Below are 19401 nucleotides of genomic sequence, written 5' to 3' on the forward strand. Positions count from 1 at the left end.
AGAATATCTAAAAAGAAGCCATGGAACAAAATCAAAAGGAAAAATCTTTTGGAAGGAGTCAATTTGCCGGAATAGCCTTAGTTGCAAAAGCAGAGGATAGGCCTTCTAGCAAGTTATTTATAGAACCAGTAAGCGAAGCCCAATACAGAGACATGAACATTTTCTTTGAAACGTAAAATGCTAGATTTCTACCTTGTGCAGTGCTTTTTTCATAGTCCATATAAACTAACATTCCTTTGTTAATGCCAGCATAAATTGCACACATAGCCCTACCGTCAAACTTAGTCTTCTCCTGACCATTTATATCGCTTAAAATGGATTTAGATACATAGACTGCCTCAAAATGAGCCATTGCACCTGTCTTAGGAGGAAAAGTAATATTAGTTGCATCACCTATTACGAAAACGTTATCGAAATCCTTAAACTTCAAGGAGAATTTATCTGTAGGAATTAAACCCGTACTGTCAGATAGATCCTCAAACTCTTTGTGAACCTTTATGGGAGAATCTATTATCGCGTAGTCGAACTGGACCTTATCACCTTCCTCTGATACCATCAGGTTGTCCTTCACTTCTGAGAGCTTAAATCCCCTCTTAACCTGAATCCCCATTTCCTTCGCTGTTTGACCTAACAAATTCGCCATAGGAACTTGAAGCTTTGGTGGTTGTGAAACTGGGTTGAGCAGGGTAACGTTAGCCTTAGGGTACTTACGCTTAAGCAGAAAAGATATTTCAAACGGTGCAGCTGGACACTTTATCAAGCCATAATAGCCTACAACTACGTTTTTACCGTTAAGGTCTTCCATAGAATCCCGTATTTTCGTTATACTTTCTATATCATGCCAAGGAGGAAATCCAAACTTATTTTTCTCTGTAACCCCAGGAGAGATAATGAGATAATCATAACCTATTTTATTACCGTCATCTGTTACCACTTCATGATTTTGTATATCAGCCTTAATTACTTTCTTTTGAACGAAATCTATATTTTTATATAATAAAGTTCTCGTTTCCTTCCTTATCGAATCTGACGTAATTTTTTCATCAAATAACATATCAACCAAACCAGGCTGATATACATGAAAAGGAGACTTGTCAATTACAGTTATTTTTACTCCTTCGCTTTTGGCAAGCTGATTTGCAGCTACTACGCCTCCGTTTCCAGCACCTATAATTACGACTTTCTTAACAGATGCCATGCATCTAGTTCTCATCTATTTCTTAAAAACTTTACATAAATTATGATTTTATTTAGAATAATTAAATATCTTTTCATCTTTCAATGGGTTATGTAACCTTTATTTCAGTGAATTACATTATATATCTTGTGCAAAAGACGGTGTCGTTTAGATGCTGGGTAAATTTAACTTAGAAAGGCTAAGAAAGGGTGTTTTGAGATACCTTGTAATAGAGTCATTATCCGAAAGACCCATGAGGGTTTACGACATTATTAAATCAATAGAGGAAAGGTTTAACGGTACGTATAGGCCAAGTACTGGTTCAATTTATCCTATATTGAAGGGTTTGGTTGATGAAGGGTTAGTAAATGTAACTGAGGAAGACGGGAAGAAGACCTACGTTTTGAACGAGACCGGTAGAGTGGAACTTGAGAAGGCTAGAGAGAAGTTCAAATCAAAGTTTGCAGATGACTATACTGGAGATAAGAGAAAAATAGCCACTGAGGTGATGGGAATGATAATTGCCTTATATGGAAATAGAAACACTATAAATGAGAATCAGGCTAGACAGATCCTTGAGGTAATTAAAGGTTGCAGAGAAAAAATTACCGAAATAATATCAAATAAATCCAAATAAAAGATCATCTGTTGATACTTATGAATGACAACAAACTAAGTGATTTTTCTACCACTTCTACTGGATCTTTACCTAAAACGAATATAGTTTTCTCTTTTCCGACGTCTCCCTCGTCTACTATGTAATAATGAGATTCTCCATTCCACTGTTCAAAACAATAATCGACCATAAAGTTCATAGTATGTCTTTCCTTCTTTCTAGACTCTTCCTTCTCCAGTCTTCTATCGAACATACATATCTCATGCTTAGGAAGAGAATATACTATAGACTCGTAGTATCTAAGGTCTATTGCACTTCTCATGTTTGAATCATGTCTCATAGCAGTAATTATAACCCTAGCTATATGATCTGAAGCACCGAACTGTGGTGGAAGACAGTAGAATGCCCTATTGAAGGCAGAAGTAATTCTCCCTGGAATCGCTGCAACATCATTTATATCTTTTGCATTAGAAAGTGCATAGCCCAAGTTAGTTCTTATCTCAGGAATTAAGAGATATGACTTGGGATTAGAGACAAAAATATCTGCAGCCTCTTTTAGCTTAAGCAAAACCTCATTTTTTTCTGACTCCATACAAATCTGTTAGATTTTCCACATTAAAGATTGGAGTAACTCAGTTTACAAAGACTCTAGATAGCAGAGTTAAATCGATATAAGGAACGTGCCTATAGCCAACGAAAGTAAGCCGGAGATGAAGATACCATCGAAGGTTCCCATTCCACCTATACTTATCATTTGAGGTCTGGCGTCCTGCAACATCCTCTTCATGTTAAGAATGTCTGCTCCTATTAAGGTACCTAAAACGCTGCTTATATAGGCTGACAGTGGAACTAGGATTGGATTTACAGAAAAGAAAAGAATATAGCTAATAAATGACGAAATTATGGAAGGAATTATAGGAGGCATAACAACACCTACACCAGGTATTACCTTAGCAATTGACTTGCTCAATAAAATGATCATTATTGTCTCTACTATCACTAAAAGAAGAGGAAGCGCGTGAAGTGAAAACAAGAGAAAAAGGGTCGTGATGAGGGGGAGAATTGCACCACCGGCGTTAAGTGCTATGTAAGTATACATCCTTTGTTCGAAGGGTCTAGGAACAACTATGGGAATTCCAAAGAAGTAAACTACGTCTTGTTGAATCGAAAAGACGTTGTTCTCCACCTTTTTTATTACTATATTTATAGGACTTAAGAGAAGGCTCAGGAAAGCTATCTCAATGCCTAGACCGTAGCTCAGATAAATTGGAAGACCTAGGTATGAGAAGATCTCCGCAAAGTAGCTAGTAGCTAAAATAGCAATGAATATCCCAAGGAAAATGTGAATAACAATAGAAGCTATTCCCCTGAAAGGAATCAGGAAAATTATTCTTTTATCATCTCCCATAATATTACTCTCTATTAACAGCTTTTGTTTGCTTGTAAAAAAGTGTTCCAATCATTTACGTTAATCAATGAGTAGTCTAGAAAGACATCCTGGAATGAAGAGAAATACCCTTCATTTCTCCAAAGACTTATCCCAGTAAAAGAGTTAGAAATATCCTTTAAGGAGCACAGAGAGGATTTGCATTCCCTTATTAATACCTTCAATGCATCATTAGTTATGAAGGGTATGTCGCTTGGTACCACAATCAACGGAAAACCAAGCTTTCTTACGACTTTCACTACATCGTTCTCATAACCCAAGCCATCGGTATACAACACATTGTTGATACCTAGATAGTACTTAACAAACCTATCTACAGGATGGCATCTAACTGTAGCAACCCATAGTTCGTAATGAGGAGATAACGACTCTACCATTCTCTGCAAGATTGGCTTTCCACAAACTGTAAGGATTGGCTTAATGATTGAGAGCCTTGATCCCTTGCCTCCCGCCATTATAACTAGTCTCATTATATCAAAGCTTTGTATTACGAAAGCTAAATTAACTTACGTGGAGAGTATATAAGAAATGCTCGCCATTGACATGAAGGATGTATGGAAAACTTACAAGAACGGAATCCAGGCTTTGAAGGGACTGAATTTGCAAGTTGAGAGTGGAGAAATCTTCTCTCTGCTTGGACCCAACGGCGCAGGGAAGACAACAACCGTAAAAGTTATGTCGTGCATCTTGAAATACGACAGAGGGAACGTTAAAGTATTAGGTAAGGAATTACCCGATTCCTGCGGAGAAATCCTTAGAGAAGTAGGTATAATGCCACAGGAATTTCAGGGATTTACGGATCTAACTGTGAGGGAAAATCTGGAATACTTCTCGAAACTCTACGACAAGGAAGTAAACATAGACTCACTAATAGATACTTTTGAATTAAAAAAGTATGAAAATAAGAAACTCAGAGAACTCTCTGGTGGCTATAAAAGGAGAGTCGGTCTAGCTTCAGCCTTAGCTGGAGATCCAAAGATACTCTTTCTGGACGAGCCAACTGTAGGATTAGATCCTAAGGCAAGGAGATCTTTGTGGGATATAATTAAAGGTCTAAAAGAGAAGGGAATAACGGTATTTCTAACTACACATTACTTGGACGAAGCAGAAAAGTTATCCGATACAGTTGTAGTGATTTATGATGGCAGAGTAGTAAGAAGAGGAAAGCCTGGAGAAATTATAGATGAGTTCAAGAAAGAGAATCTGGAAGACGCTTATCTTGAACTGCTAAAGAACTTAGAAGGTGAAAACAATGAATAGTATAAATCATATAATCAACACCACAGTAGCAATCTTAAAGGATAATTTAAGGAATAGGTTCGCATTGTTCTGGATAATTTTCTTTCCAGTTATTTTAGCTATACTTTTCCCTCTAGTATTTGGAGGAATAGGAAACGCAGTACACGTTACTGTAGACGTAAACGGATATAACGCTCAAGGAATAGCTGAAAGCCTTAATGAATCCAATATCTTTATCGGAGTCACTGGAATTAGTTATCAACAGGCTATGAAGCAAGGTTTCATTTACGTAAATGTGACTAACAATGGTAATGAGATAAATGCGTATACCAACCTTCAGGATAAACCATTAATACCTTCGTTAAAGGCTCTAATAGAAGAAGCTATATTAAAGCCAAACGTTAACTTCTCATCACAAGTTACTAGCAGTTATACCTTTAGCGATTACTTAATCTCTGGAATAATAGGCATAGTTTCCCTTTCTAACGGTCTCTTTGGTCTCATAGGAATAGCATCTGGATACTACAGAGACCGAATCGTGGAAAGATTAGCCGCATCTCCCTTAAGGAGTATTGAGTGGTCAATCTCACTCATTCTTTATGTTGTAATTATTACCATAATATCGACCTCAGCAGTATTGCTTACTGGAATCATTTTCGGTTTCTTACCAATAGCTAACATAGCTTTCTTGGGATTTCTAATTGTGTCGACCATGATGTTCGGTGCATTAGGAGCAGTGATATATGGATTAACACCCAAGGAAAAACTATTCGTAGCTCAGAGCGTAGTGAGCGCATTAATCTTTCCGCTAATGTTTCTCAGTAATGCTTTCTTCCCTGTTTCTACATTTCCATCCATTATAAGACCTTTTGTAGAATATCAGCCACTCTCACTGATAGACTCAGTGATTAGGGATCTAACAATTTACGGAGTCATACCAAATTTAACTTTGGTAGGGTCAATTATAGCAATTACCATAGTTCTCAATGTAATTGCAGGTAGGCTTCTTAGGCTCAGGGAAACCGGCTTTTAAGAGTCTTGTGCTTTTAAGAGTCTCGTGAAGGCTGTGTAGTCCATGAAGGTCTATTTTTACTTATGAAAGCTAATATTCCCTCCTTAGCTGTATCGCTTTGAACTTGATTGACTAGATCGTCAAAGGCTTCATACATTGACTCCCTAAGCCTCCAGCTAATGTTCTTTTTCATCCACATTATAGAAGTGGGAGCCATTACGGAGATCTTATCCATTAGCACCTTTGCCGTCTCCATTGGATCATCTGATACATAGTTAACTAACCCTATTTTAGCTGCTTCATCAGCGTCGATCTCCTCCCCTAAAATTGCTAGCCTTCTAACGTTCTGAAAACCTATCAAATGAGGTCCGATACTTACTAATACTGGGGGAAAAACTCCAATCTTACCTCCTGGGGCAGCGAACTTAGTGCCGACTTTTGAAATAACGAAATCCGACACTAAAAGCATCTCCATCGATGCTCCATAAGCTATGTTTTCAGGAAGCATTATAAAGATCTTCTGAATTGAAATTATCTTCTCATAAATTTGTCTCATGTAATTGAAGAATGTCCTTGCAAATTCTAAATCGTCATTAGCCCTCTTTAACTCAGTTATATCTGCTCCAGCACCGAAGTTACCTTCACCCTGAACTAAAACGTACCTAGAACTTCTATCTTCTTCTAAGTTGCTCAATGTATCTATCATATCAGTCATAAATTTAATATTAAATAAATTATATTTAGTACCGCTATTAAACTTTATTACAGAATAAGGCCCATAAGATTCGAGCTTAACTACCATTTCGTTTACACGATATTTGATTAATCTAATTAGATTTAAAAATGTATATAGAGAACATCAACTTCAACTTAAAACTCTGTCTCCAGTCTCCTTAGATATTTCCTGAAGTATTTCCATATTATCTGGGAATCTTTTCTGTTCATACCTTGAAAAGATCATCCTCCCGTTAAGATAAACGTCGAATATCCCTTTTTCTCCTTGAACCAGCAATACTTGAGTATCCTGATAGTAACTTAGAATATCCCTAGCCAACCCCAATGCTCTATCTAAATACCCGCAAGGTCTACAATAGACAATCTTTATCGTAGTAACCATAAATGCTATTTAGACCATGCGGTAATAAACTTTTAATTCAATAACATAATAATAACTATTTTTATTTTTAAAAATAAGAACAAACGAGAGAAATCTACTTAAATAAACTTAAAGCTATCCTCACGATTAATAGAGTTAATGAGAATAGCCGTAACTTATGATAAAGATCAAAATCTAAAGCCACTGGATGAGGCAGAATTAATAGGGATAATTGACGACGAAAAGAAGGAGATAGAACAATACGAAAATGAGGGCATAGGAAGTAAAGAAGCTACTATGGATCTAATATTAGGATTGGATGCAGATGCAATAATAGTAAAACAAGGATTCTTATGTCCTGGTTCATATTATATGTCTTACGGTAGAATAAAGTACATACCAGCGAAGTATTCCAACCTAAAGGAAATACAAGAGCATTATGAGGAAATAAAGAAGCTTACTAAGGAGGAACTTGACGAGGAAATGTATGCCGAAAACGAGTTCTAGGTATAGAAGTATTTCTTAAGCTCCTCTAACAATTCAACTATTTTTCTCTTCTGTTTTTCATCCATTCTCTCATAATTTTCAATAAGATACCTACTTACGAATTCCATTTGAGATACTACGTCACTTATTCCTCCATTTTCTATTTTTTCAAGTTCTTGTTTTCCCTTTTCTGTAAGCTCATAATATTTCTTCCATCCATCTACCTTACTTATTCTAACTAAACCGTCTTCTTCCAATTGATCCAAAGCGGGGTAAATGGAGCCAGGAGAGGGTCTCCACATACCTAAAGTAATCCTTTCTATCTCATCAATTATTTGAGAACCGGTCATAGAACGACCTTTCAGAACGTTGAGAATAACGTTCTTAAGTCCTTTTCTTTGAAACCAACTCATTTAAAAAAAGTATCTTTGACCAACAAAAAACGCTTTTTATTTTTCTTTACCGCGAGACTAACGTTACAGAGGACGGAACTCTTTCTCTACTAAGTCAGCCATCTTATCTGAGCAGTCCTTTATGTCAGCAAGCATTTTGCTCTTAAGTTCGTTATAATCCCTAGCCTTATATAAATATCTCGGCCTTCCTGCTTTGTTACCAGGCTCCTTAATCCTCATAACTAAGCCCATTTCCAAAAGCTTGTTCAGGCTCCTGTTTATTGAAGCCTTAGAGAGCTTTAAGTCACTCTCTAGTTCCTCAGTACCTCTGGCATCTCCTCTCATGAGAGCTAGAAGTACAGTAACGTCAGTCTCGGATAAACCATAACAAAAGGACAGAATATCAACGAGACCGGCGTCCTTGCCCGAAGGCAGCTTTATTCTTGTTCCAGACGATAATTGGGTTTCCGACATTTATATCACAACTTAAGAATGTAATCTTCAACTATAAAAATTTTTTCCGACTAGAACAAGAGAATCTATTGAATCTTTTAAGCTAAAATGAGATGATTATACTTCATTATATGAACGATTCCGAACTTAAGTGTACATAATACTAGCTGAGATTAGTTTAATACTCACTTATAGCTTACTCACTATTTTTTACTGTGTTGAGGAAGATTTATATAGTAGTCTAGTTATATGATAATTTAGTGATCTAAGTGAGTGTAGAAGAAATAGTTAAAGTATCAAGAAACTACCAAGTTACAATACCTGCAAAGGTAAGGCAGAAGTTCCAAATAAAAGAGGGAGATCTAGTTAAGGTAATATTTGACGATGGAGAGGGAGTCGTTAAGATTCAGATAATGAAAGAACCTTGGAAGTAAAATTCCATTACACTTTCCAGTAAACTTTTTTCTTCTGCCTTTTTTATTTTTACATCTTGTTAATAGATGCTCATTCACATATAGATTCTAAGGAATTCGATAAAGATAGAGAAGTTATTCTAAAGAAATGTGACATCTTAGTAGTTGACGCTGGAATAAACTTCGATAATGACCTTACTATCTTAGAACTCTCTAAGAAATATAGTAACATAATTCCAGCTGGAGGCTTACATCCAGAGAATATAGATTATAAGAACTTTGATCAGGAGTTAAATAAAGTACTTGAGCTTTTAGATAAATTTAAAATAATTAGTGAAATTGGATTAGACTATTACTGGATAAAAGAGGACGAGAAAAGGAGAATTCAGAAGACAGTACTTGAGAGATTCTTGAGCGAGGCTGAAAAAAGAGGAAAACCTTTGATCGTACACATAAGAGGAGGAATAAAGGATTTCCTTGACATCATACCTTCTTATAAGGTAATCTTTGACGTTCATGCCTACGAGGGAAACATTAAGAACGCTTTACGCATTATAGAATTGGGCGGATATATATCATTCCCACCTGTAATAATAAGGGATAAACAAAGACAAATCGTCGCAAAGGAAATACCAATAGACAGAGTACTCACTGAAACAGATTCACCATACTTAGGTCCTACCAGGGATAGAAATGAGCCATGTAACGTATCATATAGTATCAAGAAACTTGGAGAAATATGGAATATTGATGATAAGTCTATAGAACGATTAATTGAAAATAACTTTAAGAGATTTTTAGGAATATAAGAATATAACAAAAAGAAAAATAAATACCTTCTATGAAGAAAAAATCGAAATACCTTGATTTAATCATCCCTCTTGCGGAGCGAAGTAGACAAACAAGAAGAATGCGAGAAATCCTATCAAAGCAAATATAGTGAAGGGTAGTACGTAAGGAGTAGCTGCAGCATGAAATGTGATATCGCCTATTTCCCACAAGAGGAGTAATATCGCAAATATGTACCCAATACCTAATAGTTTGAAGAAGCTCACCATTTTACATCACCTTTAAGATTCAACCATAACAGTTCCCCATAAGCTCATTACATATCCCATTTGTTCTCCCGTTAGCGTACTTGACATACCGTCTAAATCATAGTTATAGAAAACGGGGTATATAACTCCATATAGATAAGCAGGAGCCTTAGCATTAAACGTGAATGATATGTGAGTATTATAAGTTAAGTTGGTTGTCTCAACTGGAGTTATAGTCCCGTTCCACCATACTGCGTATATTCCAGCTATTAAGCCCTTATCAGGGTAAGCCTTACCAGTAGTAGTGTAATTGTATAAGTAATTGTGGTCTCCCTTGGGAGTTGGTACGTACATATTAAGGGTTACGGTAGAACCTGCGTTTACCACAAATGTTGGACCAGGAATTGTTCCATTAAAAACATTGTAATCATTTGATACTACGTTAAGTACAGGGGCCATAGTAGTATTCTCGACATATATTGGAGGATTATATGGGTCTCCCACAAGCGCAGAGGAGAATGCTTGGTGGGTAGTCGTTATGTATCTAGAGATATTTGATGGAGAGGAATATCCTGATGTAGGTATAACAATCATGTTACCTTCTTGATAGCTAAACCAAGGTCCGTCATATTCGCCGTTTACAAATGTATAGACTCCAGTCACATTTGGCGAAGGAAATACTGCGTACCCAGTTAGACCAGGAACAATCTGGACATCAGTCACCTTATCATTATAAAGTGGGAAGAAGAAGTTGGTTGTGGCAGTTTCAGGTCCTGCTACCATTGTAAGGTTAAGCCAGTCTCCAGGATGAGCTACCAATATGTTATAATAGAAGTTATTAGTTGTAGACCCATTGATCTGCTCTACGGAGTTTACATCCACACCGTGCTCTGAAAGATTAAAGTAGTATTGATAAGCTGTTACAAGTACATTATCAACCTTTGCGTGAGGAGGAATCTGACTAATCTCTTGTGGAACTCCACCAACGTTACCGTCAAGAGGAGCAGTTGCCACTCCAACTATTACGAAAAGTGCCAGAACAAACACGACCCAAATTAACTCCCATCTCTCTTTCTTATCCATAACCTTTCACCTTTCATGTATGGCAAATAAAACTTTTCTTTAAAAAAACTAAATTGTCTTAGCTGCCTTCAAGGTAAATATCGAAGTAATAACTATACCTAGAGTAAGAGTGGCTATCCATATCCATCCAGTAGTAGTGTAAAAGTTCCCCGCTATGGCTAGAGGTATAGTGCTTAAAACTATGAGTATAGCACCGAGTACTCCTAAAGCCCAGTCCTTCCCCAGTCCTCTCTTGGACTTCGAATGAAATAGCCTTGACATTGATTTAGTTATTTTAATTGAGGATAATGAATCTAACTTAGGATAATAGCTAAAACTCATTGCAACCTCATTTATAAGTTCTGGAACAGAATTCCATGTTTTCATTGGATGGCCCTTCACTAAGGTAAGGACTAAATTAAGGAACCATAAAAGAGTAGCAACGTCGGCGATGAAGGCTCCAGCTGTTGCCATAACTTCACCTTCAGTAACTAACCCGGTAATTGGATAAATCTCTGTTCTTCTCAACAATCCAGAAAATCCAGTTAGCTCAAATCCTATTATTAAAAGCGAAGTTCCAATCATATAACCGATGAAATGTATCCATCCCAATGACCTAGAGTACCATGACCGTCCAGTCATCATAGGTAACATGAAGTAGAGCACTGCAAATGCTGCAGGCACAATAGACCATAAGATCATGGCATGGAAGTGGCCTACAACCCACATGCTATTGTGAATTATGGCGTCAAAAGAAATTGTGGCGTTTGAAATTCCAGTAACACCAGCTGCAATTGCTCCTGCAAATGAGGTCACAGTCCAAGCCGTAATCAAATTGAAATTGACTTGAGATCCTTTAGCAGTGGCCCACAAGTTAAAGAACGTCATCATTGAAGGTATTACTACCGCGTACGTTAGAGCCTCTTGAAGGAATTTTAGATCCAAAGGTAGGTTTACCATATAAAGGTGATGTATTGGAACGTTGTTTGAGAATATCAAATATAAGAGTGCTGAAATTCTACCCATCCTATCACTGTAAAGAGGTTTGTTTGCTAACACGGGAATCAGTAAATACAGTGCTCCTACTGCTGGTAGCCATGCCATATATACTATTGCGTGTCCAAATATCCAGAACGCCACTTGGTTGGCTATCACGTCAAGACCAGTAATATGATAAAACGCTAATACGTCCCATACATCGGCTACTGTAACGCCACTATAGCCTATCATATATAGCAAAGTATCCATTAAGAAGAACACTAAAACAACTGGTAGTTTTTCCTTAACCTGCTTCGAAGCCAAGTAGTAATGATATACTATCCATATCCCAGCAAGATAAGTAAATCCGTCTAAAAGTATCCAACCTATGTACCAAGTTATGCTAACAACATATTGAGAGAAATCTGGAATTCCCAAAGGAGCTAGATAATACCAAGAAGTGGCAGGGAAGTAGTTGTCGAAGCCAGGTTGATTAGTAATTATTATAGGACCTTCCATGAACATGGGCGAGATGTTCATCATTATGAAGGCTATGTTTAGCAACCATTTTGCCCTAGGCTGTATATTGAGCAACTTTATTGTGAAGTATATGAATAAGGCAAACTCCAGTTGCTCGGCGAATGGAAAGAGATCCCTTGCACCATGAAGCGTTATAGATGCAAAGTACTCTTGTGGAGACAAAGGAAGCGTTTGAGTTAGACCCCATGTCGCCTCTTGAATTCTAACCATCAATGCATCTATAATACCTAGAAGCCCCCATATGACGCTCATTACTAACATTCCCATTACTATCCTGGTTGTCCAATCCTTGTCCAATTGGAAAAGCGAGATAACTAAATCCTTAAGACCCATGATGATCTACATTAGTCTCACGCTACGTAAATATATTATCTAGCTCTAAAATACAAGGTAGTCAAAATTAACGATGTTTATCTTAAATTTCTAAAAAGTTTGTTAAGGAAGTTAAGAAAATCTTCCGTTATAAAAATATAGATACAAAACTTTCTAACCTATAGAAGAAAACGTAGAAAACAGGGATAACCATAAAGATTAATAGCGCCAGAGGGAGGACTCGAACCTCCGACCGCCCGGTTAACAGCCGGGCGCTCTTCCGACTGAGCTACTCTGGCAAGCTTTCTAAGAGACATTAATAAAAGACGATCCATTATAGTTAAAGTTATCGTATACGCTAAACACTGCATGAAAGGATAAAGGTAGCATCTCTGAAAACTTATAGAATACAAGAAAAATGAAGACTCTACTAAAGGATAATTTCTTAAAATATCCAATTGAGTATTATAGTGGTCGGGTAGGGTGGGAGTCTCGCCACCTCCTAAACCCAAGGGCGTAAAGTGGGCACCAGCAACCCGTGCTCCGAGGTAGTCTTAGACTAGGCAGTTCCATCCTGAACTATGATAGTCGCCCGATGGGGCCAGATATTCGTGGACTACCTCTCTGGAGAGAGAGGCAGAACCACGTTAACTGGGGGAAACGGTCAGGTCCGGAAGGAAGCAGCCGTGCCCGGGTATCGGCGTTCATCGGTCTCCGGCTTGAGCAGGGATGGGTAAAGGCTGCTAGTCTTTGGCTACACGGGGTATGGGGGCCGACCTTTACGAAAAGTTTTTAATTATAACATGTCTAAAGATTAACGCCGAGGTCGCCTAGCCTGGTAGGGCGTCGGCCTGCTAAGCCGATGGGCGAAAGCCCGCACGGGTTCAAATCCCGTCCTCGGCGTTCTCATGTTATTTATAGTAAACTTTCAACTTTCAGTATACCTATATTCGCCTTGTTACAAGTCTGAAATAGATAAGGAGAAAGAGACAGTCTAAATAAAGATTAATCATTTGTTTAAAAGAAAAAAATAATAAAATTAAATATAACTTTCAAAAACATCATTTCCTTTTTCTTCTATAAAGTAATTACCGTAGTTTGAAGAATAAACGCAGCCACTCCGAACAGAATTTCTATAGCCCAAATTATTGAAACTATTTGATATTCCTTAAATCTGCCCAGTTTCATTATAACATGAGTTAAAGAGTTAGGATATGAATCCCAATAAAGAGTTCCATCCTCTCTCAGCTTACCAAAAGATATACCTTTGAATTTAGTACGAGCCTTAAGAACAAATTCTACAACATAAGGTAAATAAAGCACGGCTAACGCAGTGAACATATATCCGCCTATACCTATTGCACCTATTATTGCCCCCATTAAGTAAGTTCCAATGTTACCAGGAAAAACCTTAGCGGGATATTTATTGAAAAGAAGAAACGCAATGAACGTAAAGTCTGTGACCAACGCTAAAAGACCAGCAAGGTGGGTGGGACCTGTTCCCTTAAGTCCTATTGCTGCTAGCGTTGATAGCATTACTATTCCCATGCCAGTACCAAGTCCGTTTAGTCCTTCCAACATATTAAAGGCATTACTGGTTATAGTCAGAGCCCCTGGAACAATTATAATGTAATACAAGATTCCGAAATTCATTAATCCCACAAAAGGAATAGATATAACTGAATGGCCTAGACTGAACAGAGACAGAGGAACAGCTGCAGCTACTGGCAGAAATGCCCTAAGGGATTGCCTGACGTTAAATACATCGTCTACTATGCCGAGAAACCCTATTAAAAGAGCTGAAAGGAGGATTGCAGGTATAATTTCTTGAGATTGAGAATCTGAAATCATCAATGTGAAAGCCCCTGCTACGAATCCTGCAAGAATCGCTATTCCTCCAAGTTGTGCAACCTCCCTTTTATCAGGTTTATTTATATCTTTCCCAGTAAAGCCTCTAATTGGAGCTTCCTTTATAACCCATTTGGTTGAGAAAAAAGTAACTATAAAGGATAGAATACAAGCCAAAAGAACAAGGAGGAAAACAAATATCAAAGCGTAATCACTTCCTCCTTTTAACTGTAAAGTCAGAGATGTAAACCAATGCATCAATGGCGTCCTTATTCTTGAAATTAATCTCGGACAAGTTTGACAACGCCATTACCTTATATTTCTCAGCTAGATTATATGCATATTCAAAAGAATGGGTCTTTATGATTTCTGCAGCCTTTTTTAAATCTTCGTGGCTCGAGTTACGATTACCTAAAACACTTCTTAGCAGCAAAAGTTCTTCTGAAGAGGCCTCATTTAAGGTCTTTATAACAAGTAAGGTCCTTTTACCTTCCCTAATATCACTAAAGACTGGCTTTCCCAGTTCACTCTCATCCGAAGTAATACCTATTATATCATCCACTATTTGAAATGATATTCCCAAATATAAACCAAAATTAAAGAATTTTTCAAATGTAGTGTTATCTCCACCAGATATCATCGAGCCTATTCCAGAAGAGCACGCTATTAAGTAAGCTGTTTTCTTCTTAATCATTTCCATATAATCGTCTATGGCTACATCGTCCCTGTTCTCGAACTCCATGTCCATAGCCTGACCTTCCGATAGAGTAATGACTGAGTTAACGAAAGTTTCCATGACCTTATGATAAATATCACTGTCAAACCCGGTTAGAGAATCGTTCAGCATTTGAAAGGCTTTAGCGTGAAGCAGATCCCCTGCTAATATTGCCATAGGTTCTCCCCACTTTACGTGAACTGTTGGTAAGCCTCTCCTTAAGGAATCGTGGTCCATTATATCGTCGTGAACAAGAGTGAAAGTATGAAGAGTTTCAATTGCTGCTCCGGCCAAGATGGATCTTTTCCTGTCCCCTCCTAACGAGTCCGCCGATGATACTAAGATCAATGGCCTAAGCCTCTTCCCTCCGGCGGAGAAAAGATGTCTAGAAGCTTCATAAAGGGTGGGAGTATTTGCGGATTCAAGGTATTTTGCTATAGCGTTGTTTACATCATTTATTATATCGCTAAAATACCGTTCCAAGTTCATTAATACCCTCCTTTTCTCACTTTATCGTATGTTGATAAACTTATTCCTCTAGATTCCATCCATTCCTTGAGGCCGCCGCGTATGACAATTGATGCTTTCCTTAAGGATTTGACGTCCTTGGACCCACTCATTAGCATAGCAGCTTGTAATTGAAATAAAACGTCATTAAGAAAACTTCTCACGGAGTTCTTTCCTTCTAGAGAAGCTTCCAAAACCGGCAAAGCGAAACCTCCAACGTCCGCTCCTAAAGCTATTGCCTTAGCTATATCTAAACCGTTCCTAAGCCCTCCGCTTCCTATTATAAATGAGGTTGGGTCGGACCACCTAGTCTCCATTATGGTGGCTGCAGTTGGTATTCCCCAAGTAGAAAATACCGAAGCACTCCTTGACTTCCAATTCCCCCTTCTTTCGCCTCTCAATTTCTCCACGGCGACCCAACTTGTACCTCCTTGACCTGAAACGTCAAAATTATGAAAACCATAACTGGAGAAACGCCTAACTGTCTCGATGGATAAACCACAACCAGTTTCTTTTAGTATTACGGGTATGCCTATCTCCTTTGAGAGGTCCCTTAATTTTGCTAAAGTTTCTTCCCTATAGTCAGTTTCCCCTTCTGGCTGAAATACCTCTTGAGCAACGTTTAGGTGAACCGCCAAAGCGTCAGCTTCTATCACCGATATTATCGTCTTTAGCTCGTTAAGTCCGTATCCCCTGTAAAGTTGAGGTACACCTATATTTGCCACTAGGGGAGAAGTAGGAGCATTTCGTCTAACTACACGAAAAGATTCCTCGGATGATGGGTTTTCTATTACTATCCTCTCACTACCTACTCCCATTACCAGTCCCATCTCCTCCACCACTGAGGCTATTATCCCGTTCAATCTTCCAAGCTCTGGCGTACCTCCTGTCATACCTGTAACCATTATGGGGGAGCTGATCTTCTTGCCAAGAAAATAAGACATGGTTTCTACATCCTCTAAGGAAAAGCCAGGGAAAGCTTGATGAACTAAAGTAATGTCGTCTAGCATTGTACTGGTCAAACGTTCTACTCCACCAAAAACTGTAGCTTCAACGTGCTCTAACTTTCTATTTATTAGATGACGGGGGTCTCTTGTTTCAGTCACATTTACCCACTCTAGTACCTACTCTAATTCCACTCGTTATGCGTAATATATTTTCGTCTCCAGGGTTGGCTATTATCGCGTTTATCCCCGCCTCAAGTATCTTTCTTACTTTAGTCAAGATGCCTCCAGTGACGTCGCTAACGTTAGAATCTATGAGCGGAAATTCGTCAGTAGATTCAACGCACTCTAAAACCTTCCCATCGCTATTCATTATTCCTTCTACGTCAGTTAGGAAAATGGCTTTGTAACCATTTCTAGCTATTTCTATTGTTATATCGTCTCCTGAAATTACCATACCATTAGCCAAGATATCCCCAAATATTACTGGGATCATTCCGTTGCTTAGGACATCATTTACAGCGTTCATGGAAAAGAATCTACCAGGGACAGTGTACGTTGGTATATTTTGATCTCTAAGTACAGAATTTACAAGAAAATTGAGAGTTATCATTGAATGTGATGTTCTAGAAGTTCTAGAGGAATCTGAAATTGATGCTTCATAATGTCCGAAACTACCACCTCCGTGGACTAGAACTACTTTAGACCCTTCTGAAATTCTCAATATTTGTTTGGCAATGTTATTCATCACATCCAATCTAAAACAGTAAGGAATATCCTTGCAAGTTATTACGCTTCCTCCCAGTTTGACAACCCAATCAGAGACGTGCCCTCCAGATCCCAAACCCACTTCACCATAGATATTGACGTAATAGGTACGGAATACGTCGCGCTCCAAATTCCATTTTCAAAATCCACTAATCTGATAACTTCAGGGTTACTTAACTTTCTACTAATCTCTAGAGTAACTACACCAGCTAGATGGGTTAAAGAATTATCAAAGAAATTTGGTTTATCTCTATGCCAGAACAAAATAGTCCTTCCAGAGAACTTCTGTTTAACTATAATAGGCTCATCTCCGCGTCTATATATTATCGGTTTGCCTAAGTAGTTACTAGTCCTTATAGCACTTAAAACATCCACATCTTCGGGAAATAGAACCGAATCTATTTCTTCCGCTATCTCATTCATCTCTTCCTTGGTCGCAGGTACTCCACATTCTAGAAAATTTTCAATTATCGTGTCAGTAGAGAAGACATAAGATGAGACCAGCGGAGCATCGGATAGACCTAAAAAGGTAACTTTACAGTCGAATCCCGTTGCTTCCTTTAGTAAGTCTAGAAATTGTCTTGTTCCTGGTAGAGAATTATAAATTACGTTAAATGTAGAAAATTGAGTTAGAATTGGGTTGTTAACTTTAGATATTGGAAGACCTGAGAAAGGAATGGGAAACTTTACTATGCGGTCACTATGATTTAATCTCATTTTTCTTCTTTCTCCTCTTTATACTTTCATACGCTCTTATCTCTATGTCGCATGGGTTTTCCACTTTTTATTACCTTTTTAGTATGCATTAAAAACGAAATCAAGAGAAACCATGAACTCAATTGAAGTTTGCTGCCAAGTAACCTACTACTGCAGATTTGTCTCCAGAGGTGTCCCCAGAATTAGCATGCTTTAGAACATTAGCCTTCTTGCCTCTCTTTGAGGCTAGAATCATAGAAACCATAATCGGAGAATACCCGCAAACGGTAACGTCTTTGTTTATAATTACATCATATAAACCTTTGTAATCCATGGAGAGAATTTTCTCAATTACCATCTCATCTTTTTTATTGGTTATATCGTATGGGTCGTAATGGTTAAGATCACTGCTAGATATTATAACTATATCCTTTCCGCTTTCTTTGATGTATAAATCTATCACTTCAGCTATCTTCTCCGACGTTTCAGGGAGTTGTAAGGTGACAGAAATTGGGACGAACTTGAAGGAACCAAAGAAATATTGTATAAATGGAAGTTGTACCTCTATTGAATGTTCATATATATGCGCCCTTTCATCTGGAGCTAGAACATCAGAATTGTCCAATAAGAACTCCACTGCTTTACTATCAACTTGAACTTCCCCTAAAGGAGTTAACCATTCTCCTTGCGGCCAGACTGAAGCTACGGAACCAAGGCCATTATGATCTGGACCTAGAATTATTATTAAGTCTGGCTTCCCTTCAGATGCCAGCTGAAAATAAGAATGAGCTGCTACTGGACCGCTGTAAATGTAACCTGCGTGAGGAACTATAAAAAACTGAGTTTTACGCTGTTGCGAACCTACCTTGGGTAAGGAACCAGGACCAACCGGGTGAAGAAAAGACCATAAAATTCTTTCCTTTAACTGCGATGAATCGGACTCGTAGAAACTCCCAGATACTGCTGGGAGCCTTCTCATTGAGCTAACTTCACCTCAAATTCGTCAACTGATACCGGAAGATCAGCATCAACAGCTAGCTCTCTTCTCTCTCTTAAGATCTGCCTTGCTAATATCCAATAAAGCAAAGCTAAGGATTTCCTTCCTTTATTGTTTGCTGGTATTACTAGATCTACGAAATCTATCTTTGCATCGGTATCTGCGAACGCGACTATGGGTATTCCCATGTCTGCTGCCTCCTTTATTGCCTGCGTATCCGTTCTAGGATCTGATATTACAACTACTTGGGGTTCTATATATGAATCTAAGTAAGGATTAGTGAAAGTTCCTGGTATCATTCTTCCAGTGATTGACTTAGCACCAATAACTTCCGCAAATTTCTGGGAAGGTCTAAAAGCATAAGGTCTGGTTGCAGTAACAACTATAGAGGAGGGATCGAACCTAGCTAGAAATTTCCCTGCTATTCTTAGACGCTCGTCTATTCTTCTGACGTCCAGCACGTAAAGTCCTTCTGGTCTAACTCTATATACAAACCTCTCCATATATTTGGTAGAAGTATGAGTACCTATGTGCACTCCAGCAGATAGATAATTCTCGAGTGGAACAAGAAGCTCTATTACGGCTCCCTTCTCCCCTAACTTTAACTCCTCCTTCTCAGCATCACTTAGCTGAGAACCTTTTTCATCTCTCATGCTCATATTGATC

The 19401-nt window shown here is 38.2% G+C and carries 24 protein-coding genes, 2 tRNA genes and 1 other RNA gene; 8 read left to right on the forward strand and 19 right to left on the reverse strand.

Features of this window, described 5'->3' with window-relative positions; translation table 11 throughout:
- Window positions 1-58: 58 nt before the first annotated feature.
- Window positions 59-1198, reverse strand: a complete 1140-nt coding sequence (locus RQ359_RS11130; protein ID WP_054837645.1) for an NAD(P)/FAD-dependent oxidoreductase — start codon at window positions 1196-1198, stop codon at window positions 59-61.
- A 151-nt stretch (window positions 1199-1349) separates the two neighbouring features.
- Here RQ359_RS11130 and RQ359_RS11135 point away from each other — a divergent pair, with 151 nt between their 5' ends.
- Window positions 1350-1814 carry a PadR family transcriptional regulator gene (locus tag RQ359_RS11135; protein ID WP_054837646.1) on the forward strand — a complete coding sequence of 155 codons (465 nt, stop codon included), beginning with the start codon at window positions 1350-1352 and terminating at the stop codon, window positions 1812-1814.
- A 4-nt stretch (window positions 1815-1818) separates the two neighbouring features.
- Here RQ359_RS11135 and RQ359_RS11140 read toward each other — a convergent pair whose 3' ends face one another.
- The 3 genes from RQ359_RS11140 to RQ359_RS11150 all read right to left on the reverse strand — a co-directional run bounded on the left by RQ359_RS11140 (window position 1819) and on the right by RQ359_RS11150 (window position 3710).
- A complete protein-coding gene (locus RQ359_RS11140; protein WP_156016452.1) occupies window positions 1819-2385 on the reverse strand; it encodes a thiamine-phosphate synthase family protein in 567 nt (188 codons plus the stop codon).
- Between the two features lie 69 nt (window positions 2386-2454).
- Window positions 2455-3201 (reverse strand): DUF1614 domain-containing protein, encoded by a 747-nt coding sequence (locus tag RQ359_RS11145; RefSeq protein ID WP_156016451.1) that lies wholly within the window; start codon window positions 3199-3201, stop codon window positions 2455-2457.
- Window positions 3202-3215: 14 nt separating this feature from the next.
- Entirely contained in the window at window positions 3216-3710 is a 495-nt protein-coding gene (locus RQ359_RS11150) for an NTP transferase domain-containing protein (protein WP_054837647.1), read from the reverse strand.
- Between the two features lie 58 nt (window positions 3711-3768).
- Between RQ359_RS11150 and RQ359_RS11155 the strand changes: the two genes are divergently transcribed.
- Window positions 3769-4500 (forward strand): ABC transporter ATP-binding protein, encoded by a 732-nt coding sequence (locus tag RQ359_RS11155; protein ID WP_054837648.1) that lies wholly within the window; start codon window positions 3769-3771, stop codon window positions 4498-4500.
- Between the two features lies 1 nt (window position 4501).
- Complete coding sequence (locus RQ359_RS11160) at window positions 4502-5512, forward strand: ABC transporter permease (RefSeq protein WP_054837742.1); 1011 nt, start codon at window positions 4502-4504, stop codon at window positions 5510-5512.
- Between the two features lie 13 nt (window positions 5513-5525).
- On the opposite strand, the gene RQ359_RS11165 is transcribed toward RQ359_RS11160, so the two are convergent.
- Both RQ359_RS11165 and RQ359_RS11170 read right to left on the reverse strand, forming a co-directional pair.
- Window positions 5526-6293, reverse strand: coding sequence for an enoyl-CoA hydratase/isomerase family protein (locus tag RQ359_RS11165; protein ID WP_054837649.1), 768 nt, complete (start codon window positions 6291-6293; stop codon window positions 5526-5528).
- A 63-nt stretch (window positions 6294-6356) separates the two neighbouring features.
- Window positions 6357-6608, reverse strand: coding sequence for an Rdx family protein (locus RQ359_RS11170; RefSeq protein ID WP_054837650.1), 252 nt, complete (start codon window positions 6606-6608; stop codon window positions 6357-6359).
- A 138-nt stretch (window positions 6609-6746) separates the two neighbouring features.
- On the opposite strand from RQ359_RS11170, the gene RQ359_RS11175 reads away from it, so the two are divergent.
- On the forward strand, window positions 6747-7094 hold the full coding sequence (locus RQ359_RS11175; RefSeq protein WP_054837651.1) for a hypothetical protein: 348 nt from the start codon (window positions 6747-6749) through the stop codon (window positions 7092-7094).
- On the opposite strand, the gene RQ359_RS11180 is transcribed toward RQ359_RS11175, so the two are convergent.
- Together RQ359_RS11180 and lrs14 are read right to left on the reverse strand one after the other, a co-directional pair.
- On the reverse strand, window positions 7091-7486 hold the full coding sequence (locus RQ359_RS11180) for a PadR family transcriptional regulator (RefSeq protein WP_054837652.1): 396 nt from the start codon (window positions 7484-7486) through the stop codon (window positions 7091-7093). The genes RQ359_RS11175 and RQ359_RS11180 overlap by 4 nt on opposite strands.
- Before the next feature lie 63 nt (window positions 7487-7549).
- Window positions 7550-7939 (reverse strand): HTH-type transcriptional regulator Lrs14, encoded by a 390-nt coding sequence (lrs14, locus tag RQ359_RS11185; RefSeq protein WP_054837653.1) that lies wholly within the window; start codon window positions 7937-7939, stop codon window positions 7550-7552.
- Window positions 7940-8187: 248 nt separating this feature from the next.
- Between lrs14 and RQ359_RS11190 the strand changes: the two genes are divergently transcribed.
- Both RQ359_RS11190 and RQ359_RS11195 read left to right on the forward strand, forming a co-directional pair.
- On the forward strand, window positions 8188-8352 hold the full coding sequence (locus RQ359_RS11190; protein ID WP_054837654.1) for an AbrB/MazE/SpoVT family DNA-binding domain-containing protein: 165 nt from the start codon (window positions 8188-8190) through the stop codon (window positions 8350-8352).
- Window positions 8353-8408: 56 nt separating this feature from the next.
- The gene (locus tag RQ359_RS11195; RefSeq protein WP_156016447.1) at window positions 8409-9140 is read left to right on the forward strand and encodes a TatD family hydrolase; all 732 of its coding nucleotides are present in this window, start codon (window positions 8409-8411) and stop codon (window positions 9138-9140) included.
- Window positions 9141-9203: 63 nt separating this feature from the next.
- Here the strand turns inward: RQ359_RS11195 and RQ359_RS11200 are convergent, their stop codons facing one another.
- The 4 genes from RQ359_RS11200 to RQ359_RS11215 form a co-directional block, all read right to left on the reverse strand.
- Window positions 9204-9389, reverse strand: coding sequence for a hypothetical protein (locus tag RQ359_RS11200; protein WP_054837655.1), 186 nt, complete (start codon window positions 9387-9389; stop codon window positions 9204-9206).
- Between the two features lie 12 nt (window positions 9390-9401).
- Window positions 9402-10451, reverse strand: a complete 1050-nt coding sequence (locus tag RQ359_RS11205) for a hypothetical protein (RefSeq protein WP_054837656.1) — start codon at window positions 10449-10451, stop codon at window positions 9402-9404.
- Between the two features lie 48 nt (window positions 10452-10499).
- Entirely contained in the window at window positions 10500-12281 is a 1782-nt protein-coding gene (locus RQ359_RS11210; protein ID WP_457921215.1) for a cbb3-type cytochrome c oxidase subunit I, read from the reverse strand.
- 205 nt (window positions 12282-12486) lie between these two features.
- Window positions 12487-12559 (reverse strand) — tRNA-Asn (locus tag RQ359_RS11215).
- 172 nt (window positions 12560-12731) lie between these two features.
- Here RQ359_RS11215 and ffs point away from each other — a divergent pair.
- Window positions 12732-13039, forward strand: an RNA gene (ffs, locus tag RQ359_RS11220) — signal recognition particle sRNA.
- 40 nt (window positions 13040-13079) lie between these two features.
- Window positions 13080-13163, forward strand: a tRNA-Ser gene (locus RQ359_RS11225).
- Between the two features lie 174 nt (window positions 13164-13337).
- Here the strand turns inward: RQ359_RS11225 and RQ359_RS11230 are convergent.
- From RQ359_RS11230 to rpsB, 7 genes are all read right to left on the reverse strand, one after another.
- Window positions 13338-14312 carry an MraY family glycosyltransferase gene (locus tag RQ359_RS11230; RefSeq protein WP_054837658.1) on the reverse strand — a complete coding sequence of 325 codons (975 nt, stop codon included), beginning with the start codon at window positions 14310-14312 and terminating at the stop codon, window positions 13338-13340.
- A gap of 7 nt (window positions 14313-14319) precedes the next feature.
- Window positions 14320-15312: a geranylgeranyl diphosphate synthase gene (gene gds, locus RQ359_RS11235; protein WP_054837659.1), complete on the reverse strand. Its 993-nt coding sequence runs from the start codon at window positions 15310-15312 to the stop codon at window positions 14320-14322.
- On the reverse strand, window positions 15312-16436 hold the full coding sequence (gene fni / locus RQ359_RS11240; protein WP_457921216.1) for a type 2 isopentenyl-diphosphate Delta-isomerase: 1125 nt from the start codon (window positions 16434-16436) through the stop codon (window positions 15312-15314). Before fni ends, gds begins: the two co-directional genes overlap by 1 nt.
- The gene (locus RQ359_RS11245; RefSeq protein WP_162308975.1) at window positions 16429-17118 is read right to left on the reverse strand and encodes an isopentenyl phosphate kinase; all 690 of its coding nucleotides are present in this window, start codon (window positions 17116-17118) and stop codon (window positions 16429-16431) included. The genes fni and RQ359_RS11245 overlap by 8 nt, the downstream gene beginning before the upstream one ends.
- The gene (locus RQ359_RS11250; RefSeq protein WP_054837661.1) at window positions 17064-17759 is read right to left on the reverse strand and encodes a hypothetical protein; all 696 of its coding nucleotides are present in this window, start codon (window positions 17757-17759) and stop codon (window positions 17064-17066) included. The genes RQ359_RS11245 and RQ359_RS11250 overlap by 55 nt, the downstream gene beginning before the upstream one ends.
- A 118-nt stretch (window positions 17760-17877) precedes the next feature.
- On the reverse strand, window positions 17878-18717 hold the full coding sequence (gene amrB, locus RQ359_RS11255) for an AmmeMemoRadiSam system protein B (RefSeq protein WP_457921217.1): 840 nt from the start codon (window positions 18715-18717) through the stop codon (window positions 17878-17880).
- On the reverse strand, window positions 18714-19394 hold the full coding sequence (gene rpsB, locus RQ359_RS11260) for a 30S ribosomal protein S2 (RefSeq protein WP_054837743.1): 681 nt from the start codon (window positions 19392-19394) through the stop codon (window positions 18714-18716). The genes amrB and rpsB overlap by 4 nt, the downstream gene beginning before the upstream one ends.
- Between the last annotated feature and the right edge of the window lie 7 nt (window positions 19395-19401).

This window comes from Sulfuracidifex metallicus DSM 6482 = JCM 9184, from assembly GCA_032834875.1.
GTDB classification, from domain to species: domain Archaea; phylum Thermoproteota; class Thermoprotei_A; order Sulfolobales; family Sulfolobaceae; genus Sulfuracidifex; species Sulfuracidifex metallicus.

Excerpts from the sequence above, each read along its gene's own strand:
- RQ359_RS11170 (WP_054837650.1), bottom strand. The coding sequence starts at position 6,608 with ATGGTTACTACGATAAAGATTGTCTATTGTAGACCTTGCGGGTATTTA.
- gds (WP_054837659.1), bottom strand. The coding sequence starts at position 15,312 with ATGAACTTGGAACGGTATTTTAGCGATATAATAAATGATGTAAACAAC.
- RQ359_RS11155 (WP_054837648.1), top strand. The coding sequence starts at position 3,769 with ATGCTCGCCATTGACATGAAGGATGTATGGAAAACTTACAAGAACGGA.
- RQ359_RS11200 (WP_054837655.1), bottom strand. The coding sequence starts at position 9,389 with ATGGTGAGCTTCTTCAAACTATTAGGTATTGGGTACATATTTGCGATA.
- RQ359_RS11250 (WP_054837661.1), bottom strand. The coding sequence starts at position 17,759 with ATGAGATTAAATCATAGTGACCGCATAGTAAAGTTTCCCATTCCTTTC.
- RQ359_RS11135 (WP_054837646.1), top strand. The coding sequence starts at position 1,350 with ATGCTGGGTAAATTTAACTTAGAAAGGCTAAGAAAGGGTGTTTTGAGA.
- RQ359_RS11180 (WP_054837652.1), bottom strand. The coding sequence starts at position 7,486 with ATGAGTTGGTTTCAAAGAAAAGGACTTAAGAACGTTATTCTCAACGTT.
- RQ359_RS11210 (WP_457921215.1), bottom strand. The coding sequence starts at position 12,281 with ATGGGTCTTAAGGATTTAGTTATCTCGCTTTTCCAATTGGACAAGGAT.
- lrs14 (WP_054837653.1), bottom strand. The coding sequence starts at position 7,939 with ATGTCGGAAACCCAATTATCGTCTGGAACAAGAATAAAGCTGCCTTCG.
- RQ359_RS11165 (WP_054837649.1), bottom strand. The coding sequence starts at position 6,293 with ATGGTAGTTAAGCTCGAATCTTATGGGCCTTATTCTGTAATAAAGTTT.
- RQ359_RS11140 (WP_156016452.1), bottom strand. The coding sequence starts at position 2,385 with ATGGAGTCAGAAAAAAATGAGGTTTTGCTTAAGCTAAAAGAGGCTGCA.
- RQ359_RS11145 (WP_156016451.1), bottom strand. The coding sequence starts at position 3,201 with ATGGGAGATGATAAAAGAATAATTTTCCTGATTCCTTTCAGGGGAATA.
- amrB (WP_457921217.1), bottom strand. The coding sequence starts at position 18,717 with ATGAGAAGGCTCCCAGCAGTATCTGGGAGTTTCTACGAGTCCGATTCA.
- rpsB (WP_054837743.1), bottom strand. The coding sequence starts at position 19,394 with ATGAGCATGAGAGATGAAAAAGGTTCTCAGCTAAGTGATGCTGAGAAG.
- RQ359_RS11205 (WP_054837656.1), bottom strand. The coding sequence starts at position 10,451 with ATGGATAAGAAAGAGAGATGGGAGTTAATTTGGGTCGTGTTTGTTCTG.
- RQ359_RS11150 (WP_054837647.1), bottom strand. The coding sequence starts at position 3,710 with ATGAGACTAGTTATAATGGCGGGAGGCAAGGGATCAAGGCTCTCAATC.
- RQ359_RS11130 (WP_054837645.1), bottom strand. The coding sequence starts at position 1,198 with ATGGCATCTGTTAAGAAAGTCGTAATTATAGGTGCTGGAAACGGAGGC.
- RQ359_RS11175 (WP_054837651.1), top strand. The coding sequence starts at position 6,747 with ATGAGAATAGCCGTAACTTATGATAAAGATCAAAATCTAAAGCCACTG.